21 protein-coding genes are annotated in these 15930 nt (G+C 55.3%); 8 read left to right on the plus strand and 13 right to left on the minus strand.

Annotation, left to right across the window (positions count from 1 at the left end; genetic code table 11):
- Positions 1 to 48: 48 nt before the first annotated feature.
- Positions 49 to 2259, minus strand: coding sequence for a metallophosphoesterase (locus TAM4_RS05105; RefSeq protein WP_014122177.1), 2211 nt, complete (start codon positions 2257 to 2259; stop codon positions 49 to 51).
- A gap of 55 nt (positions 2260 to 2314) precedes the next feature.
- Positions 2315 to 2860 carry a YbhB/YbcL family Raf kinase inhibitor-like protein gene (locus TAM4_RS05110; RefSeq protein WP_048150926.1) on the minus strand — a complete coding sequence of 182 codons (546 nt, stop codon included), beginning with the start codon at positions 2858 to 2860 and terminating at the stop codon, positions 2315 to 2317.
- Positions 2861 to 2917: 57 nt separating this feature from the next.
- Here TAM4_RS05110 and TAM4_RS05115 point away from each other — a divergent pair, with 57 nt between their 5' ends.
- Entirely contained in the window at positions 2918 to 3409 is a 492-nt protein-coding gene (locus TAM4_RS05115) for a DUF402 domain-containing protein (protein WP_014122179.1), read from the plus strand.
- On the opposite strand, the gene trmY is transcribed toward TAM4_RS05115, so the two are convergent.
- Positions 3406 to 4014 (minus strand): tRNA (pseudouridine(54)-N(1))-methyltransferase TrmY, encoded by a 609-nt coding sequence (gene trmY, locus TAM4_RS05120; protein ID WP_014122180.1) that lies wholly within the window; start codon positions 4012 to 4014, stop codon positions 3406 to 3408. The genes TAM4_RS05115 and trmY overlap by 4 nt on opposite strands.
- 58 nt (positions 4015 to 4072) lie before the next feature.
- Between trmY and TAM4_RS05125 the strand changes: the two genes are divergently transcribed.
- The 6 genes from TAM4_RS05125 to TAM4_RS05150 all read left to right on the plus strand — a co-directional run bounded on the left by TAM4_RS05125 (position 4073) and on the right by TAM4_RS05150 (position 7998).
- The gene (locus TAM4_RS05125) at positions 4073 to 4354 is read left to right on the plus strand and encodes a DUF167 domain-containing protein (RefSeq protein ID WP_014122181.1); all 282 of its coding nucleotides are present in this window, start codon (positions 4073 to 4075) and stop codon (positions 4352 to 4354) included.
- 212 nt (positions 4355 to 4566) lie between these two features.
- The gene (locus tag TAM4_RS05130; protein ID WP_014122182.1) at positions 4567 to 5886 is read left to right on the plus strand and encodes an ATP-binding protein; all 1320 of its coding nucleotides are present in this window, start codon (positions 4567 to 4569) and stop codon (positions 5884 to 5886) included.
- Positions 5870 to 6202, plus strand: coding sequence for a hypothetical protein (locus tag TAM4_RS05135; RefSeq protein WP_048150028.1), 333 nt, complete (start codon positions 5870 to 5872; stop codon positions 6200 to 6202). Before TAM4_RS05130 ends, TAM4_RS05135 begins: the two co-directional genes overlap by 17 nt.
- Positions 6192 to 7274, plus strand: coding sequence for a hypothetical protein (locus TAM4_RS05140; protein ID WP_048150031.1), 1083 nt, complete (start codon positions 6192 to 6194; stop codon positions 7272 to 7274). Before TAM4_RS05135 ends, TAM4_RS05140 begins: the two co-directional genes overlap by 11 nt.
- Positions 7275 to 7372: 98 nt before the next feature.
- Positions 7373 to 7603, plus strand: a complete 231-nt coding sequence (locus TAM4_RS05145) for an AbrB/MazE/SpoVT family DNA-binding domain-containing protein (RefSeq protein WP_014122184.1) — start codon at positions 7373 to 7375, stop codon at positions 7601 to 7603.
- Positions 7588 to 7998: a PIN domain-containing protein gene (locus TAM4_RS05150; RefSeq protein ID WP_014122185.1), complete on the plus strand. Its 411-nt coding sequence runs from the start codon at positions 7588 to 7590 to the stop codon at positions 7996 to 7998. The genes TAM4_RS05145 and TAM4_RS05150 overlap by 16 nt, the downstream gene beginning before the upstream one ends.
- Here the strand turns inward: TAM4_RS05150 and TAM4_RS05155 are convergent, their stop codons facing one another.
- A complete protein-coding gene (locus TAM4_RS05155; protein ID WP_014122186.1) occupies positions 7999 to 9006 on the minus strand; it encodes a phosphorylating glyceraldehyde-3-phosphate dehydrogenase in 1008 nt (335 codons plus the stop codon).
- A 113-nt stretch (positions 9007 to 9119) separates the two neighbouring features.
- Between TAM4_RS05155 and TAM4_RS05160 the strand changes: the two genes are divergently transcribed.
- On the plus strand, positions 9120 to 9947 hold the full coding sequence (locus tag TAM4_RS05160; protein WP_014122187.1) for a translation initiation factor IF-2: 828 nt from the start codon (positions 9120 to 9122) through the stop codon (positions 9945 to 9947).
- Here the strand turns inward: TAM4_RS05160 and coaBC are convergent.
- From coaBC to TAM4_RS05205, 9 genes are all read right to left on the minus strand, one after another.
- A complete protein-coding gene (coaBC, locus tag TAM4_RS05165; RefSeq protein WP_014122188.1) occupies positions 9944 to 11152 on the minus strand; it encodes a bifunctional phosphopantothenoylcysteine decarboxylase/phosphopantothenate--cysteine ligase CoaBC in 1209 nt (402 codons plus the stop codon). The two genes, TAM4_RS05160 and coaBC, sit on opposite strands and share 4 nt — an antisense overlap.
- Positions 11153 to 11206: 54 nt before the next feature.
- Positions 11207 to 11965, minus strand: a complete 759-nt coding sequence (locus TAM4_RS05170; protein ID WP_048150034.1) for a DUF835 domain-containing protein — start codon at positions 11963 to 11965, stop codon at positions 11207 to 11209.
- A gap of 130 nt (positions 11966 to 12095) precedes the next feature.
- On the minus strand, positions 12096 to 12584 hold the full coding sequence (locus TAM4_RS05175; protein WP_014122190.1) for a hypothetical protein: 489 nt from the start codon (positions 12582 to 12584) through the stop codon (positions 12096 to 12098).
- Between the two features lie 281 nt (positions 12585 to 12865).
- Positions 12866 to 13249 carry a DUF190 domain-containing protein gene (locus TAM4_RS05180; protein WP_014122191.1) on the minus strand — a complete coding sequence of 128 codons (384 nt, stop codon included), beginning with the start codon at positions 13247 to 13249 and terminating at the stop codon, positions 12866 to 12868.
- Between the two features lie 4 nt (positions 13250 to 13253).
- The gene (gene crcB / locus TAM4_RS05185; protein ID WP_014122192.1) at positions 13254 to 13625 is read right to left on the minus strand and encodes a fluoride efflux transporter CrcB; all 372 of its coding nucleotides are present in this window, start codon (positions 13623 to 13625) and stop codon (positions 13254 to 13256) included.
- Between the two features lie 36 nt (positions 13626 to 13661).
- Entirely contained in the window at positions 13662 to 14078 is a 417-nt protein-coding gene (locus TAM4_RS05190) for a hypothetical protein (protein ID WP_048150038.1), read from the minus strand.
- The gene (locus TAM4_RS05195; RefSeq protein ID WP_014122194.1) at positions 14035 to 14382 is read right to left on the minus strand and encodes a hypothetical protein; all 348 of its coding nucleotides are present in this window, start codon (positions 14380 to 14382) and stop codon (positions 14035 to 14037) included. Before TAM4_RS05195 ends, TAM4_RS05190 begins: the two co-directional genes overlap by 44 nt.
- The gene (locus TAM4_RS05200) at positions 14357 to 15049 is read right to left on the minus strand and encodes a DUF6062 family protein (RefSeq protein ID WP_014122195.1); all 693 of its coding nucleotides are present in this window, start codon (positions 15047 to 15049) and stop codon (positions 14357 to 14359) included. The genes TAM4_RS05195 and TAM4_RS05200 overlap by 26 nt, the downstream gene beginning before the upstream one ends.
- Before the next feature lie 13 nt (positions 15050 to 15062).
- Positions 15063 to 15929 carry a hypothetical protein gene (locus TAM4_RS05205; RefSeq protein ID WP_014122196.1) on the minus strand — a complete coding sequence of 289 codons (867 nt, stop codon included), beginning with the start codon at positions 15927 to 15929 and terminating at the stop codon, positions 15063 to 15065.
- Position 15930: the final 1 nt, after the last annotated feature.

Here is a 15930-nt window from a genome sequence, read left to right on the forward strand (position 1 = left end):
GTGGGTCATTGAGCCGGGGGTGTTTAAAAAGTTAAGGGAGAGAAGGGGTCACTTTCTCCTCCTGAGGAGGAGCGGGATTATTGCGAGGCCGACTATGGCGGCCGGACCGCAGAGTATCGTGCCCTTCTTGGTGGTGCTCGTGGTTGTTGGAGCTGGTGTAGTGGTGCTGGTCGTGGTAGTCGTTGTGGTGGTAGTGGTCGTAGTGGTTGTGCTTGTCGTCGTTGTGGTGGTAATGGTTGTGGTAGTCGTAGTGGTGCTCGAAGTGGTGGTTGTGGTAGTTGTTGTAGTTGTTGATGTTGTCGTCGTGGTCGGGCTGGTTGTGGTTGTTGTGGTGGTTGTAGTAGTTGTGGTCGTCGTCTGGGGTGCGAAGTTCAGCTTGAGGGTCTTGGTGACCTTGTTTCCGTAGAAGTCAACGGCCGTGACCCTGATCTCGTAGTTCGACTTCTCGAGCGGCGGGATCTGGAAGAGGAAGTACTTGTTCGTGGGCTTTCCGCTGGCGGGCTCGGCCGGGAAGCGGGTGGTGTTTCCGTAGGCGAAGAGCTTTCCGCTCTTCTCGTCGTAGATCTCGGCGTAGAGGTCGCGGATGCCGATGTTGTCGGAGGCGCTGACGTAGAGCTTTATGACCTTGCCCGGCACGGGCTTGCTCGGGAGGGTGTAGGCTATCGAGAGGTCCGGGGCCTTGGTGTCCTTCTCGAGGTCAACGACGAGCTGCCAGGTTCCGAGCGGGACCGTGACGTTGAGGAGCATGTAGTGCTTGTCACCGATGGTTCTCTCGCCGAGCACCTTGTAGGTGATGTTGGTGGCGTTGGGATCGACCTTGGCCCCCTCGGGGACAACCACCGTCAGGGGTCCGGTAATCGGCTTGTACTCGTTTATGAACTTGATCGCGGTTCCGTCGCTTCCCTCGTGCCTGAAGACTATGAACTTCTGGGGAACAGGGAGGGATGCGAAGTCCCCGAAGACGGTTCCGAACATCTCCTCGACGGGCTTCATCTCGACGGTTCCGTTTTCGTAAATCGTTATGAGGTTCGAACCGTACCAGGTCGGGCTCCTTCCGGGCCTGCTCGGCGGGTTGGTTTCCTTGTCGGGGGCACCGGTTGAGGTCAGCGTGGCGAACCAGTGCTTCCTGCCCTCCTTGTCGATGAAGATGACCGTCTTGTCGTGGTGGATGTGGCCGCTCAGGACGAGCGCTATGTTGTACTTCTCGACGTCCTGGAGGAAGCGCCTGGCTATGTCCTCGCTCGTGTGCTCCGGCCCGCCTATCCAGTACCAGCTGACGTGAGGCGCTATCTCGGCCCAGGACTCGTTGTCGAAGGCGGTTCCGTTGATGTAGCCTCCCTTCTTGCCTAGGGACGCGCTGTACCAGAACGGGTGGTGGACGAGCACTATCGGAACCTTGTCCGGGTGCTCCTCGAGGACCTTCTCCATCCACTCGAGCTGGGCCATGTCGGGATGACCCTCGTCGCCCCTGCTGTCAAGGCCGATTATGAGGAACTTCCCTATTATCCTGTAGAAGTACCTCGGGCCGATGAGCTTCGTGAAAACCGTCGGCGGATCGTCGTGGTTGCCCTTGATGTTGATGACGAGCCTTCCGCCGGCTGAGGTCCTCTCCAGTATGTCGAGCATTATCTGATAGCCGGCGTAGTCACCGGCAGTATCAACGTCGTCACCCGTGTTGATTATGAGCGTTGCGTTGGGGTTCATCGTCCAGTAGGTGTAGGCGCTGTCGGTGGCAACTGCACTGTGAAGGGGTATGACGTTGGAGCAGTTCTTCTCGAGCTTGAAGATGTCCCTCTGGAAGAAGTCACCGCAGACGTAGCCTATCTTCGAACCGCTGGTTATGTGGGTGTCGCTGACCTGGGCTATGTTGAGAACCGCCGGGTACTCCTTGAAGACGTAGACGCCGTTCGGAATTACGGTTTCACCTGAAGGTGTGTGGACGATCAGGAAGTAGTCATCGGGTACGACGTCTTCTGGGATCTTGGCCGTTATGACGCCGCCGTTCATGAAGGTCTCGAGCTCGTAGGGGCCGTGAAGGATGGAGACTATCTCGACCTTGGTTATGTTCACTCCCGCCTTCGGAACGAGGGTTATCTCCGATCCAGGTGTCGCTATGGCCGGTGCACCGGGCGCCGGCTCCACGAGGGCGGTGCTGTACGCGTAGCTGACGGTGGAGGCTGCGGTGGTTGTCCTCACCCCGCTCAATCCGAAGATGGCTCCAATAAGGAGGAGCACGACCAAAAACGCGACCTTCCTCATAGCATCACCACGAAAAATGAGCGAAAAAATCGATATAAACTTTGTCCCACTCGGCTCATCCCCGCCGGTAGAGGCCGACAACCTCACCCCAGGCCAGGACGTGACCCTTCATCTCCCTCTCAAGGTCTCCCCTCGAAGAACCGGGCTTGAGGCTGAGCTCCGTGTCGAGGGCGTAGACCTTGAAGTGATAGTGGTGCGCCTTGCCCGGCGGTGGACAGGGCCCGTTGTAGCCGATCCTCCCGAAGTCGTTCCTTCCCTGGACGATGTGGATCGGCTCGTCGGTTTCCCCCTTCTTGGGTATCCACGACGGGATCTCCCCGAGCGGCGGGATGTTCCAGGCTATCCAGTGGGTGAACGTTCCTCCCGGCGCGTCGAGATCGTCCACTATAACGACGAGGGACTTCGTCCCCTCTGGAATTTTGCCGACATAGATCGGCGGGTTCGTGTCGTCGCCATCGCAGGTGTACTCCCTCGGTATGAAGCCTCCGTCGTGGAAGACGGATCCAACTTCGAGGGTCTTGGCTTCCATCTTCCCACCCCCACCGGTTATGCAACCGGCGGACAGGACCAGCAGCACGAGCAGGGGAACCAGCCACCTCATGGTCTCAACTACTCTTTCCTCCGTAAAAGCCTTTAGCCCTGCCACCAACCGATAACCATGAAGAAGATTCACCTCATCTACCGGAGGATTCCCAACAGGGTTCTTGAGCGGGACGACGAGGTTGTGGCAGATTTGGGCAACGTGCTCGTTGCCAAGGCTCGCTTTGAGGGAATGCTCGCCCCGCTGAGGGTGAACGGCGTGGAAGTTATCAGAAACGGCTACACCATGCTCTACTTCGCCTTCGTCGGGGAGAACTACGACGTTCTGAAAGTCTACGACGAACGGGGCAACTTCAGGGGGCTTTACGTCGATGTCTTAGCTTACACGAAGCGCGAGGGGAACACCTTGGAGATGCTCGACCTCTTCCTCGACGTATTCATCTTCCCCGATGGAAGGGCTTATCTCCTCGACGAGGACGAGCTTGAGATGGCCCTCAACTACGGGCTGATCGACAAAGAAACCTTCGACTTCGCCTACTCCGTCGCGAGGAGGATAGTGGAGAAAGCCAGGCGTGGAGAGTTTCCGCCCGAAATCGTGTGGAAATACTAGGGCGGGTTCGGAAGGGAGTCGAGGAGTATGTTGATGTAGGCGACGACGTGGGAAGCCAGATAGCTCTTCCTCCCAACGCTCACCCTCTCCGCTATCCCATCGAGGAAGGCCTCGTCCTCTTTGCTCAGCCCCCTGTGGTCGCCGAGGACGAAGGCCACGTTACCGGAGAAGTCAGCCTCAGTTGCTGGCTTCCCCTCCTCGTGGAGGTAGTAGAGCTTTGAGTTCTTGAGCGTCAGCCTGATAACGTCCTCAAAAGTTTTGTTGCTGATGTATAAACCCGGATAAACCTCGATCTCCTTTCCAGGTTCCCTCAGCCCCTCGCCGGCCTTGAGGGCCTTCATTATGAGCTTCGCCGTGCTCCTCTCGTCGGGGTTGAGGCGGACTTTGAGCTTTTGCCCCTCGAAGCGTATCGCCTTTGGAGGGTCTGGCGGGCCGTAGAGGAGGAGCCAGACGCGCACGTTTTTCCTGAAGCCGTGCGAGAGCAGGAATGCGGAGTTAAGGAACCTGCAGAGAACGTCTATCCTGCCGCTCGTCCCCGGCAGATCGCTCAGCTTGAAGTCCGCCCTCGTGTGGGCCTCGTTGGCTTTGATTATGAAGGTCCTCATGGGAGTTGCTTGGGAAACGGGTTTAAAGGGCTTTGGCCTACCGATCCCGGGTGGTGGGATGAAGTTCCTGAAGGAGACGAAAGACGGAACGCTCCTCTTCGTTTACGTCCAGCCGAAGGCGAAGAAGAACGAGATCGAGGGAATCGACGAGTGGCGTGGAAGATTGAAGGTCAGGGTGAAGGCCCCGCCCGTTGGCGGAAAGGCAAACAAAGAGCTGGTTAAGTTCCTCTCGAAGCTCCTCGGCGCGGAGGTTGAACTCGTTAGGGGAGAGACGAGCAGGGAGAAGGATCTACTGGTCAGGCTGAGCGCGGAGGAGGTAAGGAGGAAGCTCAACCTGTAACCAAAACCTGAACACTAATTACGATTAGCAAATTTGTAGGCGGCAATACCGAGTGAAAAACGCTTGAGTGGACACCTCTAACGGTTCGTTACATCTACGCCCCGACGGACAAGGAGCATGGGAAATTTGAAGGACTTTGAAGATGCAAAGTTCCCCCAGAAAGAAAGTTTAGGTACCAAAAACCTAAAAAAGTGGAACCCTAAATTTCTCATATGCCGGACAAGACCCTCGTCAAAAGGTACATCCTTAACTTCCACGAGAGGGACTTTAAAGGGATAATCCCAAGGGAGCTGATGGTAAAAACGCTTCCCGGAAGGGCAACGGTCATAATCGGCCCGAGGAGAGCTGGGAAGACCTATTATCTCTTCTCCCTTATTGACCGAAACGCTCCCGAGAGGTACCTCTACGTTGACTTTGAGCATCCAGTCTTTCACCCGATGATCCCGAGAGACTTCATAGACGTTCTCGACGCCTACCACGAGCTCTATCCTGAGATAGAGAAGCCGGTCGTTATGCTCGACGAGGTTCAGGCCGTTCCGGACTGGGAGAGAATCGTCCGCTATCTCCTCGACGAAGGCTACACCGTATACGTTACGGGCTCGTCCTCAAAGCTCCTCTCCCGCGAGGTGGCGACGCACTTGAGGGGCCGCTCGCTCACATACACTCTCTTCCCGCTCTCCTTCAGGGAGTTCCTGCGCTTTAAGGAGGTCGAGTACCGGGGAAGAGAGTTCTACAGGAACACACCAAAGATAAACCGCCTTTTGGAAGAGTACCTTCACTTTGGGGCATATCCAGAGGTCGCCCTCGCCCCGGAAGACGTGAGGGAGCTCATCCTGAAGGACTACCTCGACGTTCTCATAAAGAAGGACGTCCTCGAGAGACACCGCGTTAAGAACGTCCATCTCCTCAACGAGATGCTCTACTTCTCCCTCAGGGCGTACTCAAAGTACGTCTCCTTCGACTCCCTCTACCGGCTCTTCAAGGGCAGGCTGAAGGTGACGAAGAGGACGATAGCCAACTACTTCGCCTACCTTGAGGAGGCCTTCGCGCTCTTCCTCGTGAGGAAGTACGGGCGCTCGCCCAAGGGAAGAATCGTTGCCCCGAGGAAGCTCTACCTGATTGATACGGGCTTGGCCCTCTTCGGGGAGAAGGATTTGGCGAGGGACGTTGAAAACACCGTTTTCCTTGAGCTGATGAGGAGGTACTCCCTAAGGCCGGGCGTTGAGGTGACCTACTGGAAGGACGAAGCGGGCAGGGAGGTCGACTTCGTCGTCTCGGAGAACGGAAAAGTTAAGGAGCTGATTCAGGTCAGCCTCGGGCTCGACGATGAGAGGACGAGGAAGAGGGAGTTTTTAGCTTTGCTTCACGCTGCCAAAAGGCTCGGCTGCGAGAACCTGAAGGTAATAACGCTTGAGGAGGAGGGCGTGGAGGAGGTCTCACTCTACGGCATGAGCGGGCGGATTGAGCTTGTCCCCCTCGCGAAGTGGCTCCTCGGAGGGGAAAGCCTTATCTCACATGAAGGCGAAGTTTGAGGGGGTGGTGTCCTTGTCGCTTCTACCGTTGGCAGGGATGTTCATCTTCGGAGGGAAGAAAGAAAAGAAAAAGGGAAAGAGCTACAAGGAAATCCTGAAGGAAGCAGAAGAAAGGTTTGGAGTACCTGCTGACACCATAGATGAACTTGCTAACATATATGTATTTAATGCGGGCCTCCCGAGGCTTGTACGCCACGCACATCCGGAAAAAGATCTGGAGCACGTCATGAAGATAACAGGGTCCATAGACCGAGGAAACAATATATATATCCTCAATCCTAGACGCAAAGTGGCGCAAAAAAGCAATGGAGGTTAATGATCCGCGGGCAGTCAAGTTCGTCCTTCTTCACCCGTTTATCGCACTGATACTCTCCCACCACAGTTCAGCGGAGACGAGCACAATAGGAAAGGCAGTTAGCGATGCGCTGAACGTGTTCTACGGACAAATGGGAAGGACGTACGAGGACGCGAAGAAAGAGCAGGACAAGATAATAGATTACATAATTACAATGGTAGAATTTAACCACATCCCAATAGTGAGGGAGAAACTAAGAGAGCAGCTGAAACAGGGCCTCCCAAAGGCATTTAAAATCGTGGATAAACTTCTCCCAGACAATAGCAAAGAACACGCAATGATTCTAAGGGACGCGCTAGACTACGATGTACAAAATCCCGTTCACATCCTCAAGCAGGCAGGCATCGACATAGAGCCGGAACTTGAAGAATTCAGGCAGTTCTTGGCGGAGATCAGCGGGAAGAAGATAGAGGCGGCGAAGTTCAAGCAGGTGCAGAAAGAGGTAGAGAAGGAGCTGAGGGCGAAGGGAGTACCGGAAGAAATGATAAAGGCGGCAACGGTCAGGTACTTCGAAGAGGCCCTGAACGCAATGGACCACGAAGTGTACAGGAACCTGGGCGGAGTGCCCGTGGAGTATATCAAGAAGATAAGGAACATGGCGCTGGCGAAGAAGCTGGCGGCGGAGCACATATTCACCGTCTGGGGAAAGGAAGGCATACGCCCGGTGTCGCTGGAAGAGGCTCCCGAGCAGCACAGGAAGCTCATAGAGGAGTACGCGAAGGAACTCTACGAAGCCGCGGAGCACCTGGCAGAGGCGCACGGGAAGGGGGAGCTATCGGAGAAGTCGGTATTCAATGTCATCGCGGCAAACATGAGTCTGGCCGGCAGAATCTACGAAATGACCGGCAGGCTCATGTCGGAACCATCGGCGCTGGTGGAAATTCCGGAGGAGCACAGAGCGGCACTGAAGCTCCTGATGAAAAAGAACCCGGGCACGCACATGCTCAGGATGGACCGCCTGAAGGAGTACAAGGAAACGATAAAGATGCACCTCGAAAAGACGAGGCCGATACTGGTGAAACGCTGCGAATGAGTGGGTTCTCAGCTTCCCTGGGGGTAGAGTCTGGCTTTTCTCGTTTTCACAAACGTTAAATAGTAGGCTTACATATCTACTACTCAGGTGACCCTACTATGAGCATCACGAAAGTAACCCGCAACTACCAGATAACAATCCCGGCAGAGATTAGAAAGGCCCTTGGCATAAGGGAGGGAGAACTCCTTGAAGTCAACATCGAGGGAGACAGAATAGTCCTTCGGAGGTTCAAAAGGGAAAGGAAGCGCCTGAAACTCGGCAGGAACGTAACCCCCGAGGAGATAGAGAAGTCCATTGAGGAGGGCATGATGGAATGCATGGGGTCATAGACACGAACGTCCTCATCTACGACACCTTCGAGGACACGGAGTTCCACAAAAGGGCGGAGGAGGTACTTGAATCCCTCGACAGGTGGTACGTTCCGGCGATAGTCGTGCAGGAGTACGTGTGGTTCTTCAAAAACAACGGCTTTTCGGCGGAAGAAGCGCTCGAGGCCCTCAAGGGGTACACAGAGGATCCAAGATTCAAGGGATTGAGTGAAGACCCTCAACTAATCGAAAGCGCTCTGGACTTAGTGGTAGCCGAAAAACTCTCGCTCTCACATTTCAACGACGCGGTAATTCTTCTTCACACCCTGGAGAGGGGAACCCTCGTTACCTTCGACGTCAAGCTGAGAAACCTGGCAAAAAGAAAAGGGGTTGTTGTTCTCCCAGAGGAGCTTTAATCACTTCAAAATCCCCAAGCTTTTGTTCGTCTTCTTTATGCTCTCCCACTTGTCTGCGAGCTCAAACATGGCCCTTATCGCGTCGATATTCTCCGGAACCACGTCGCTCTCCTGGTGGACGGCCTGAATGTAGAACAGCCTGTTTCCACGCACGTTTATGCTCTCCTTCCAGACGGCTATCTCGTAGAGGTTGTTCCACTCGCGGTGCAGGTCCCTTGCAAACTCTATGAGCTGGGCTGTGCTCTCGAATCCCTTCTCCTTCTCGAAGAGCAGAACGCGCGTGGTGTTCTCAAAGATATCGATGACGTCCTTCGCCTCGACCGGCTTCTTCAGCTCAACCATCACGCTGTGAACGTGCATGAGAGTAGTCGGGACGACGAAGGCGCTCGTCTCGATGTTAATCGGTATAACCGTCTGGACGTCCGGCCCGTGGTGCGAAGGCACCGTAACGCTCGGCGTTATGGCGTTTATTGGACCGCGCTTCGTGTCGTTGGGGTCGGCAGCCCTTCTAATCATGACCGCGTAAACGTAGTCTATGTACTCCTGAATGGCCGAGAGGGTTCTGGTTAAACCCGTTGTGTTGCAGGAGACGACGCGGACGTAGTCCTTTCCCAAGGCCTTCTCGTAGTTGGCCTGGGCCACGAAGGAAACCTCGGCAACGTTCGCCTTCTCACCGCCCTGGAATACGGCCTTAACTCCGGCCTTCTCGTAAATTGCCTTGTTCTTTGCCCCCATTCCCCCAGGGGTGGCGTCAACGATTACGTCAACCTCGCCGAGAAGATCCTCCAGCGTTCCGGAAACCTCGAAGCCTGCCTTCTCAAAGCGCGGGAGGAACTCCTCGCTCGCTGCATAGACCGGGATTCCGAGCTCTTTCGCGCGGTATGCCTCGAAGTCCGGCTTGGTCTTGGTTACGCCGATGAGCTTCATATCGTCCTGTTTGGTTACGGCGTAAGCTACCCTCTTACCTATCGTGCCGTAGCCGTTTATTCCGACCTTGACCCTGGCCATGGCAACCACCAGGAGTTTTACAGCGATAAAATACTTAAGCGTTGCTTTCACCGCCGGTGAAAACAGGCGAAAAGGTGATAAACCGGAAGATCGATCAGAATCGGCGGTTCACCATGATACCCCCGCAGGTTAGGGAGATCATCGAGGAGATGAGGGCGGAAAGGATTAGGGGGGCCAGCTGGCTCGCGAAGAGGGGAGCCGAGGCCTACCTGCTTCTCTCGGAGCTTCTCGCGGGAGAGGAACTTGAAAGGGCGCTCGCGGAGATGAGGAGAGAGATACCCTCCGTAAACCCCACAATGGCGTCCCTCTACAACCTCTCCCGGTTCATACCCGTTACACCCTCCCCAGAGCTCGTAAAAACTAGAGCGGAGGAGTTCCTCCGGCTTATGGACGAGGCGAGGAGGGAGATCGGCAACATCGGAAGCGAGCTGATTGACGAGGGTGACGTGGTGATAACCCACTCCTTCTCATCGGCCGTCCTGGAGGTGCTCCGGTCCGCGTGGAGAAAGGGAAAGCGGTTCAGGGTCATACTGACCGAGAGCGCGCCCGACTACGAGGGGATAGCCCTCGCAAACGAGCTGGACTCCCTCAACATCCCCCACGAGGTCATAACCGACGCCCAGCTCGGCCTCTTCGCCAGGAGATCGACCCTCGCGCTCGTTGGGGCCGACAACGTGACGAGGGATGGGGCCGTCCTCAACAAAGCAGGAACGTACCTCCTGGCTTTGGCATGTCACGACGCGGCTGTTCCATTCTACGTCGCCGCCGAGAGCTTCAAGTTCAACCCGGAACTGAACGCGGAGGATGTGGAGATAGTGGAGCGGCCCTACCACCGGCAGGGCCACAGGGTGAGGAACTACCTCTTCGATGTGACCCCATGGAAGTACATCCGGGGGATCATAACCGAACTGGGTATCCTCGTGCCCCCCAAAGAGATTTAGCTGAGAAACCTCTCGATTTCGTCCCAGAGCCTCTCCGCCAGCTCTCGCTTGTCCATCTTCGGCAGTTTCTTAACTTCATCGCGGGTGACGAGAAGGACCTTGTTCTCCTCGCTTCCGAACGCTTTGAGCGTATTCGTAACCACGAGGTCGCTCCCCGCGCGCTCAATCTGCTTTCTGGCTTCCTCAATGAGCTTTTCCTCGCCCGTCTCGGCCTTGAAGCCCACGAGGAATACATCTGGCTGAAGCTCTTTAACGCGGTCTATTATCTTCGGCGTCGGCTCGAGTTCGAGGGTTAAACTCCTACCGCTCTTGATTTTTGTATTGGCCCTGTTCTTAACGCGGAAGTCGCTTACGGCGGCGGCCAGAACTACAACGTCGTATTTCTTCGCCCTCAGCTCGCTCTCTATCGCCTCGAGCATCTCCTCGACGGTCTCGACTTCAATCTGGTTCTCGACGAAGCTCGGGACGCTTCCCTTCGTCCTGATGAGCGTAACCTCCGCTCCCCTGAAGTCCGCCTCTTCGGCTATGGCAACTCCCATTCTGCCGCTGCTCGCGTTGGTGATGTAGCGAATCGGGTCTATGTACTCTCTCGTCGCGCCTGCCGTAACTAAAACGCGCTTCCCCTCAAGGCTCTTGGGGTGGAGCTTCCTGATGACGCGGTAGACTATCTCGTCTATCGAAGCGACCTTAGCTTTCCCCTCCTCGAAGCGCGGACCTATAAACTCGACACCAAGTTTTTTGAGCTTCTCGATGTTCTCAACGACTATCGGGTGCTCGTACATCGTTGAGTGCATGGCCGGGGCTATCATAATCGGCGTGTGGGCGAAGGCGGTCGTTACAACGGTCGTGACGGGTGTATCGTCTATGCCGCAGGCTATCTTGCCTATGGTGTTCGCGGTCGCGGGACAGACGAGAATCAGGTCGGCCTTGTTCTCGTGGTCTCCAGCAAGTTCAACGTGCTCTATGAAGCCCGTGATTTCAGTCACGACGGGGTTTCCGGTGGCGAACTCCATCGCGTAGGGGTGGATTATTTTTTGAGCGTTCTCGCTCATCACCGCGTGAACCTCGGCGCCGTGCCTTATCAGTTCCCTGGCCAGCTTGACGCACTCAACCGCGGCTATGCTCCCGGGAATCGCGAGAACGATTTTCTTACCGACGAGCTTTCTGCTCTTGGTCGCGTAGATAAGCCTGACGTGGTGAAGCATCGGAACCACCGATAAGACTAAACCCTACCCGCTATAAAACTTCTTCATGGAACATCAAGAAACGTTAAGCCATGAGAACTCGCGCTCCAGCAACTTCAGCTCCCTCTCATCGAAGGTCCTGGGGTCGAGGATGAGAACAAGCAGGGCTTTCTTGGAGAGGACGTTGTCCTTCAGGCTGGTGAGGAACTTGAAGACCGTTTCAAATCCGTTCTCCAGGATCAGGTACTCAACGCCCTCAAGGATCACGGCGGTGCTCTCGTCGGTTCGCTCTATCAGGTAGTGCATAAGCGGGGCAAGTCGGGTCGGCTCAATCCTGTTCTCTCCGCCCACCTTTGTGATCCACAGGGTTGGGATGCCGAACTCGTTGAACCTCTCGGCGTTTCTCGCAACGGCCAGCAACTTCCAGCCGCCCAGGAGCTGGAGAAGACGCTGAAGGGGTATCGAAGCGTTGAAGAGATACCCACCGGATCTAAGTACTTTGGTCCCCTCGAAGACCTTGCTCGGAACGGATTTAAGCCTGAGCTTCCCGTAGATCGGCCGAACCGTTACCAGAATCCAGGCCAGGCCAACGGCCACGAGAACGTCGTCGAAGACCTTCATGAACTCAGTTGTGATGATATCGTTGAGGACGTTGACGAGGTAGCCGGACCAGAATATCAAGAACCCGACCATCATGTTGTTGATCTCCCTCTCACCGAGACTCGCACCGAGCCTCTTCCGTATCCTCATCGCCATTACAACCGTGATCGTCAGCACTGAAAACGCGATTACCTCTGCGAGAAGCTTGATGTGCGCATAGCTCACTGTCCCCATGGTAGCCGGTTTGAGGCACTCTTTAAAAGTTTTTCTGAGCGGATAGTACGGATATACCCATGGGGACCCGTACTGTCAATAAAACTATTGAGGATAATAAAAAGGGATGAACCCCCGGTCGTGTTATGGGCTAACGAGCCGGTGTCATGACTATCTTCGTGAGAGAATTTCTCTCTACTATTCCGGGTTGGTACGAACGTCTGAGGTCGAAGTTACCAAAGTGCGTGCCAAGGATCGTTTCAATGCCCTCCTCCGGGAGGTCGCCCCGGGTTATAACGGTCACCTTGACGGGAACGTAGGGGCCCCTCTCACGGGAGTACTCCATCAGAACGACGACGGGATAGCTCTTGGCGTGGATGTGAATCGAATTTAAAAACGCCTGCCCGACGAGCATCGTCTCGCTATCGCGGAGAACGCTGACTTCCAGGGGCTCACCATAGGCCCTCGCGATCATGAAGAGTATCTCCTCGATCTCATCCTCCGGGACGACTATCCTCACGGAAACGGTGCCCCTGAGCTCGTTGTAAAGAACCCACCTGAGGTAAAGACCCGCACTCGTAACCGGGTTCATTACAGCGTTGAGCTTTTCAATTGGAACTTCAAGATCAAGCTCTCCCATGATGACATCACCAAATGTAACGCTTAACGATTAGAGTAACTCGCGACACACCACATATGATCCTTATTGGCTCATTTCGCGATAATGATTTTAAAAGTTTTGGTGGGCAGAAGGAAAATTGAAAATAGATTTGAACCCGGAGGGTCGGCCACTTATTTTACCAGCCGAATTTGAAGGTGTTATTATAGCGGGTTCTTTGGGATCAGTTACCCCTCATACTATATAAACTTTTCCCCAAAAATTGTGGCTTTTACAACATAATTTTGGAAATTTTACAGAAATTAGGATTCTTCTCGAACGGCGTCCTCCCTGAACTTGCTGACCTCGTCCTGACTGCCGACCCACACGACGATCACGGGTTCAACGGTTATCATGCCGTCGTTTATCATCGGTTTGATCTCGCAGATGGCTTTCTCTATCTTGTAGCCCCTGTCAACGACCTCGATCATAACGGGAAGGTCAGTTGAGAGCCTCATTATGTCCCCCGAGTGAATGCGACTTTTCTTACCGAACCCGTATATGCCGCGGTAAACGGTCGCTCCCGCCATCCCCATCTCCCTGAGCTTCTCGACTATCGCTTTGTAAAGGGGCCTCCCCTTCCAGCGGTCGTTCTCTCCAATATATATCTTAAGACGAAGGGTGTTCCAGTGCTCGACCTCAACCATGGGATCACCTCCTGCTGAGAAGGAAACCTAAGAGCACTAAGGCTATCGTGATTATAACGTTTGCCGCAACGTTAAGGCCGGCTATGAGGTACTCCCTCTCCCGGAGGAGGGAGAACGTCTCGTAGGAGAAGGTCGAAAACGTGCTCAACCCGCCGCAGAAACCGGTGCCGAGAAAAGCCCTCCAATCGCTCGGCACGTCAAATCCCCAGAACAGAAGGCCGTAGAGGTAGCCGAGGATGAAGCTGGCGAGTCCATTGACCATGAGGGTTCCAACGGGAAAGTCCCTGTAAACGGGAAGCAGTCCCGACAGGTAGAACCTGAAGAGGGCCCCGAGGGCACCCCCTGTTGCCACGGCAAAGGCTATCTTCGCGTTCATCCCTGAACCCTCCTGGAAGCCTTCCAAAACGGGGGGTCAGTCCTTTTTAAAGTTTAGGTAGTACCTGACCTTCTCCTCAACGGACGAGTAGTCCCTCTCCCCCATCCCCAGCTTTTCCCTGAGCCTCTTGTTCTGGGCGATCATGGCGGAGACCTGTATCGCGAGGTTCTGGTTGTCAAGGGCAACGTAGTAGGTCTTGAACTTCAGGGGCGACCAGAGACCTTCGAGGCTGTAGAGCCTGCGCTCCAGATCGTCAAGCTTCCGCTGTAACCCCTCGATATCCCCTTCGGTAGCGGATCCTTCAATGAAATCTCCCATCAACAGGATCTTGAGGGCATCCTCCACGCGGAAACCGTATCTTTTGGCGAGCGCTTCAATCCGGGCGTAGACGTCATCATCCAGTTCCAGCCTAAGTCTCCTGAACCTTCCCGCTCGAACCGTCACCCTTACCATCGAGCATCGCCTCAAGCTTTCTGTTCTCCTCACTGAGCTCGGCCCTCACCTTCTTGAGGAAGGCCCTGTCCTCCTTCGCGGTTTTCTCGAACTCAACCAGCGAGCGGTAGTGGGCCTCCATCTCCCGAAGCTTTTTCTCAACTTCGTCGACCCGCTCCGTTAGGTACCTGAACCTCAGCTCCCGGAGGGTAATCTCAAGCCTCTCAAGATCGGCGTCCGGATCGAGGGGCCGCCTCCTGAGCCTCTCCTTTATCCGGGCGAACTCCTCCGGACTGACCTCAAGTTCTATCTCTCCTCCAGACAAAACCTATTACCCCCCTCTTCTTTCCCCGGGGCTTTAATGGGAGGGGAAGCCCCTTAAGGGCCTCCACCGTGCCTCTAACTGCCCTGATTTCCTCATCGCTCGGCCGCTCCTCCGACCGGTAGTCAAACTTCTCGATAAAGCTAGTTATGAGCCCATGAAGTTTCTCAAGCTTTTTGATCTGGACCGTCCGAAGGCGCTCCTTTAGATGGGGGTCCTCGATCAGCTCGGCGATCATTGAGTAATGCCTCCTGCAGAGCACCGCACTGGAATTCTCGTACTCGTCCAGCAGCTCCTCCAGCCTCTCCGCGAAGGACTCCACGAGTATTCTCTCCTTCTCCTCAAGGAGGGAACAGAGGTAGCACTCCCCCTCATGGAAAGTGGAGTTCTCCTCCAGCGTCGAGATGTACGTTCTGAGCATGTCCTCGTAAATGGTCGCTACGCCCAAACCCCCGTAGAGCGGGTTGGAATGTGCTACCTCGAAGAGCTTCCACGCGTGGTAAGGACAGAGCCCCAGGCTTTCTCTGAACTTCCGTCTCAAGGAGGGATCGTTGACGCCCTCGTACAGGATGTTCTCAATGACGCCGCGCTCGAATTTATCGAGGCCTCTGCAAACCGGGCAGCCATACCCTCGAAGGCCCTCACGGAGGTGCAACCCTATCAGATCCATGACCACCACGTTGCTAGAGGTACCTTGCCATTGAATCGAGCACTGCCAGCGCGCGGTAGGTGTTCTGGAAGTTCGAGATTCCCAGCTCAAGGCTCCTCCTGAAGCCACCGTTGGGATTCTGGAGCTGGCGGATAAACCATATGTGCCTCCTCGGGCAGGTGGGAGTCTCGTTCTGAAGCTCAAGGCCCCTCGTGGCGTAGAAGGTCGGCTCAAGGTACGGTGGAAGGCTGTATGGCACCTCGGTGAAGCCACCCCAGTCGCCGCAGAGCTCACAGTTCCTGAAGTGCGGACTCTTGGGCGGGCGGTAGCCGAGGGTGTAGAGGGTAAAGAGCGCCTGGTAGGTCATGGTCGTGGTCGGTTGCTTGACGCCGTAACCGTTTCCGTTCCTAAAGCGCATCACGAAGGCCCTAATCGCGTCCTTTTCCGCAGAGTCGAACTTCAGGCCGATCTGATCGAACGCCTTGGTAACCCAGTAGGTGGCTTCGAGCGGGGTCGCCGTCCCGAACTCCTCGCTTCCCCCTAGTCCAACGGCGAACTTGCCTTCTGTGGGGTTGTACTTGGTGAACACTATGTCGCTCTTCTCCCTCGCGAGGTCCCTGGCTCCAAGGAGGGCGAGGCCCTCGAGTGCCATCGCTATTGCCACCACCGCAGTCTGGGGCTGGATTGCATTGCTCAGGAACTCTATGGTCATCTCGGGTTCCGGGAACTCCACATTCAGAAGCCTGTGTATCTTGACCGCGTAGTAGGTGTCGTTCACGTTGGTGTCGTCGAGGACGCTAACGAAGCAGTAGCCGCCATCCTCGTGGCGCCTCTCCTTAACGTAGCGTAAGACGGCATCAACGTCAACGTAACGTCCGAGTTCGTACAGCTTCGAGCCCATT

Origin of the sequence: Thermococcus sp. AM4 (genome assembly GCF_000151205.2) — an archaeon.
Lineage (GTDB): Archaea > Methanobacteriota_B > Thermococci > Thermococcales > Thermococcaceae > Thermococcus.

Coding starts and splice junctions, on each gene's coding strand:
- TAM4_RS05180 (WP_014122191.1), bottom strand. CDS start 13,249: ATGGTTGAGGTCGAGCACTGGAACACCCTTCGTCTTAAGATATATATT.
- TAM4_RS05205 (WP_014122196.1), bottom strand. CDS start 15,929: ATGGGCTCGAAGCTGTACGAACTCGGACGTTACGTTGACGTTGATGCC.
- TAM4_RS05150 (WP_014122185.1), top strand. CDS start 7,588: ATGCATGGGGTCATAGACACGAACGTCCTCATCTACGACACCTTCGAG.
- TAM4_RS05175 (WP_014122190.1), bottom strand. CDS start 12,584: ATGGGAGAGCTTGATCTTGAAGTTCCAATTGAAAAGCTCAACGCTGTA.
- TAM4_RS05140 (WP_048150031.1), top strand. CDS start 6,192: ATGGAGGTTAATGATCCGCGGGCAGTCAAGTTCGTCCTTCTTCACCCG.
- TAM4_RS05125 (WP_014122181.1), top strand. CDS start 4,073: ATGAAGTTCCTGAAGGAGACGAAAGACGGAACGCTCCTCTTCGTTTAC.
- TAM4_RS05115 (WP_014122179.1), top strand. CDS start 2,918: ATGAAGAAGATTCACCTCATCTACCGGAGGATTCCCAACAGGGTTCTT.
- crcB (WP_014122192.1), bottom strand. CDS start 13,625: ATGAACGCGAAGATAGCCTTTGCCGTGGCAACAGGGGGTGCCCTCGGG.
- coaBC (WP_014122188.1), bottom strand. CDS start 11,152: ATGCTTCACCACGTCAGGCTTATCTACGCGACCAAGAGCAGAAAGCTC.
- trmY (WP_014122180.1), bottom strand. CDS start 4,014: ATGAGGACCTTCATAATCAAAGCCAACGAGGCCCACACGAGGGCGGAC.
- TAM4_RS05145 (WP_014122184.1), top strand. CDS start 7,373: ATGAGCATCACGAAAGTAACCCGCAACTACCAGATAACAATCCCGGCA.
- TAM4_RS05190 (WP_048150038.1), bottom strand. CDS start 14,078: ATGGTAAGGGTGACGGTTCGAGCGGGAAGGTTCAGGAGACTTAGGCTG.
- TAM4_RS05160 (WP_014122187.1), top strand. CDS start 9,120: ATGATACCCCCGCAGGTTAGGGAGATCATCGAGGAGATGAGGGCGGAA.
- TAM4_RS05135 (WP_048150028.1), top strand. CDS start 5,870: ATGAAGGCGAAGTTTGAGGGGGTGGTGTCCTTGTCGCTTCTACCGTTG.
- TAM4_RS05110 (WP_048150926.1), bottom strand. CDS start 2,860: ATGAGGTGGCTGGTTCCCCTGCTCGTGCTGCTGGTCCTGTCCGCCGGT.
- TAM4_RS05130 (WP_014122182.1), top strand. CDS start 4,567: ATGCCGGACAAGACCCTCGTCAAAAGGTACATCCTTAACTTCCACGAG.
- TAM4_RS05155 (WP_014122186.1), bottom strand. CDS start 9,006: ATGGCCAGGGTCAAGGTCGGAATAAACGGCTACGGCACGATAGGTAAG.
- TAM4_RS05170 (WP_048150034.1), bottom strand. CDS start 11,965: ATGGGGACAGTGAGCTATGCGCACATCAAGCTTCTCGCAGAGGTAATC.
- TAM4_RS05105 (WP_014122177.1), bottom strand. CDS start 2,259: ATGAGGAAGGTCGCGTTTTTGGTCGTGCTCCTCCTTATTGGAGCCATC.
- TAM4_RS05200 (WP_014122195.1), bottom strand. CDS start 15,049: ATGGATCTGATAGGGTTGCACCTCCGTGAGGGCCTTCGAGGGTATGGC.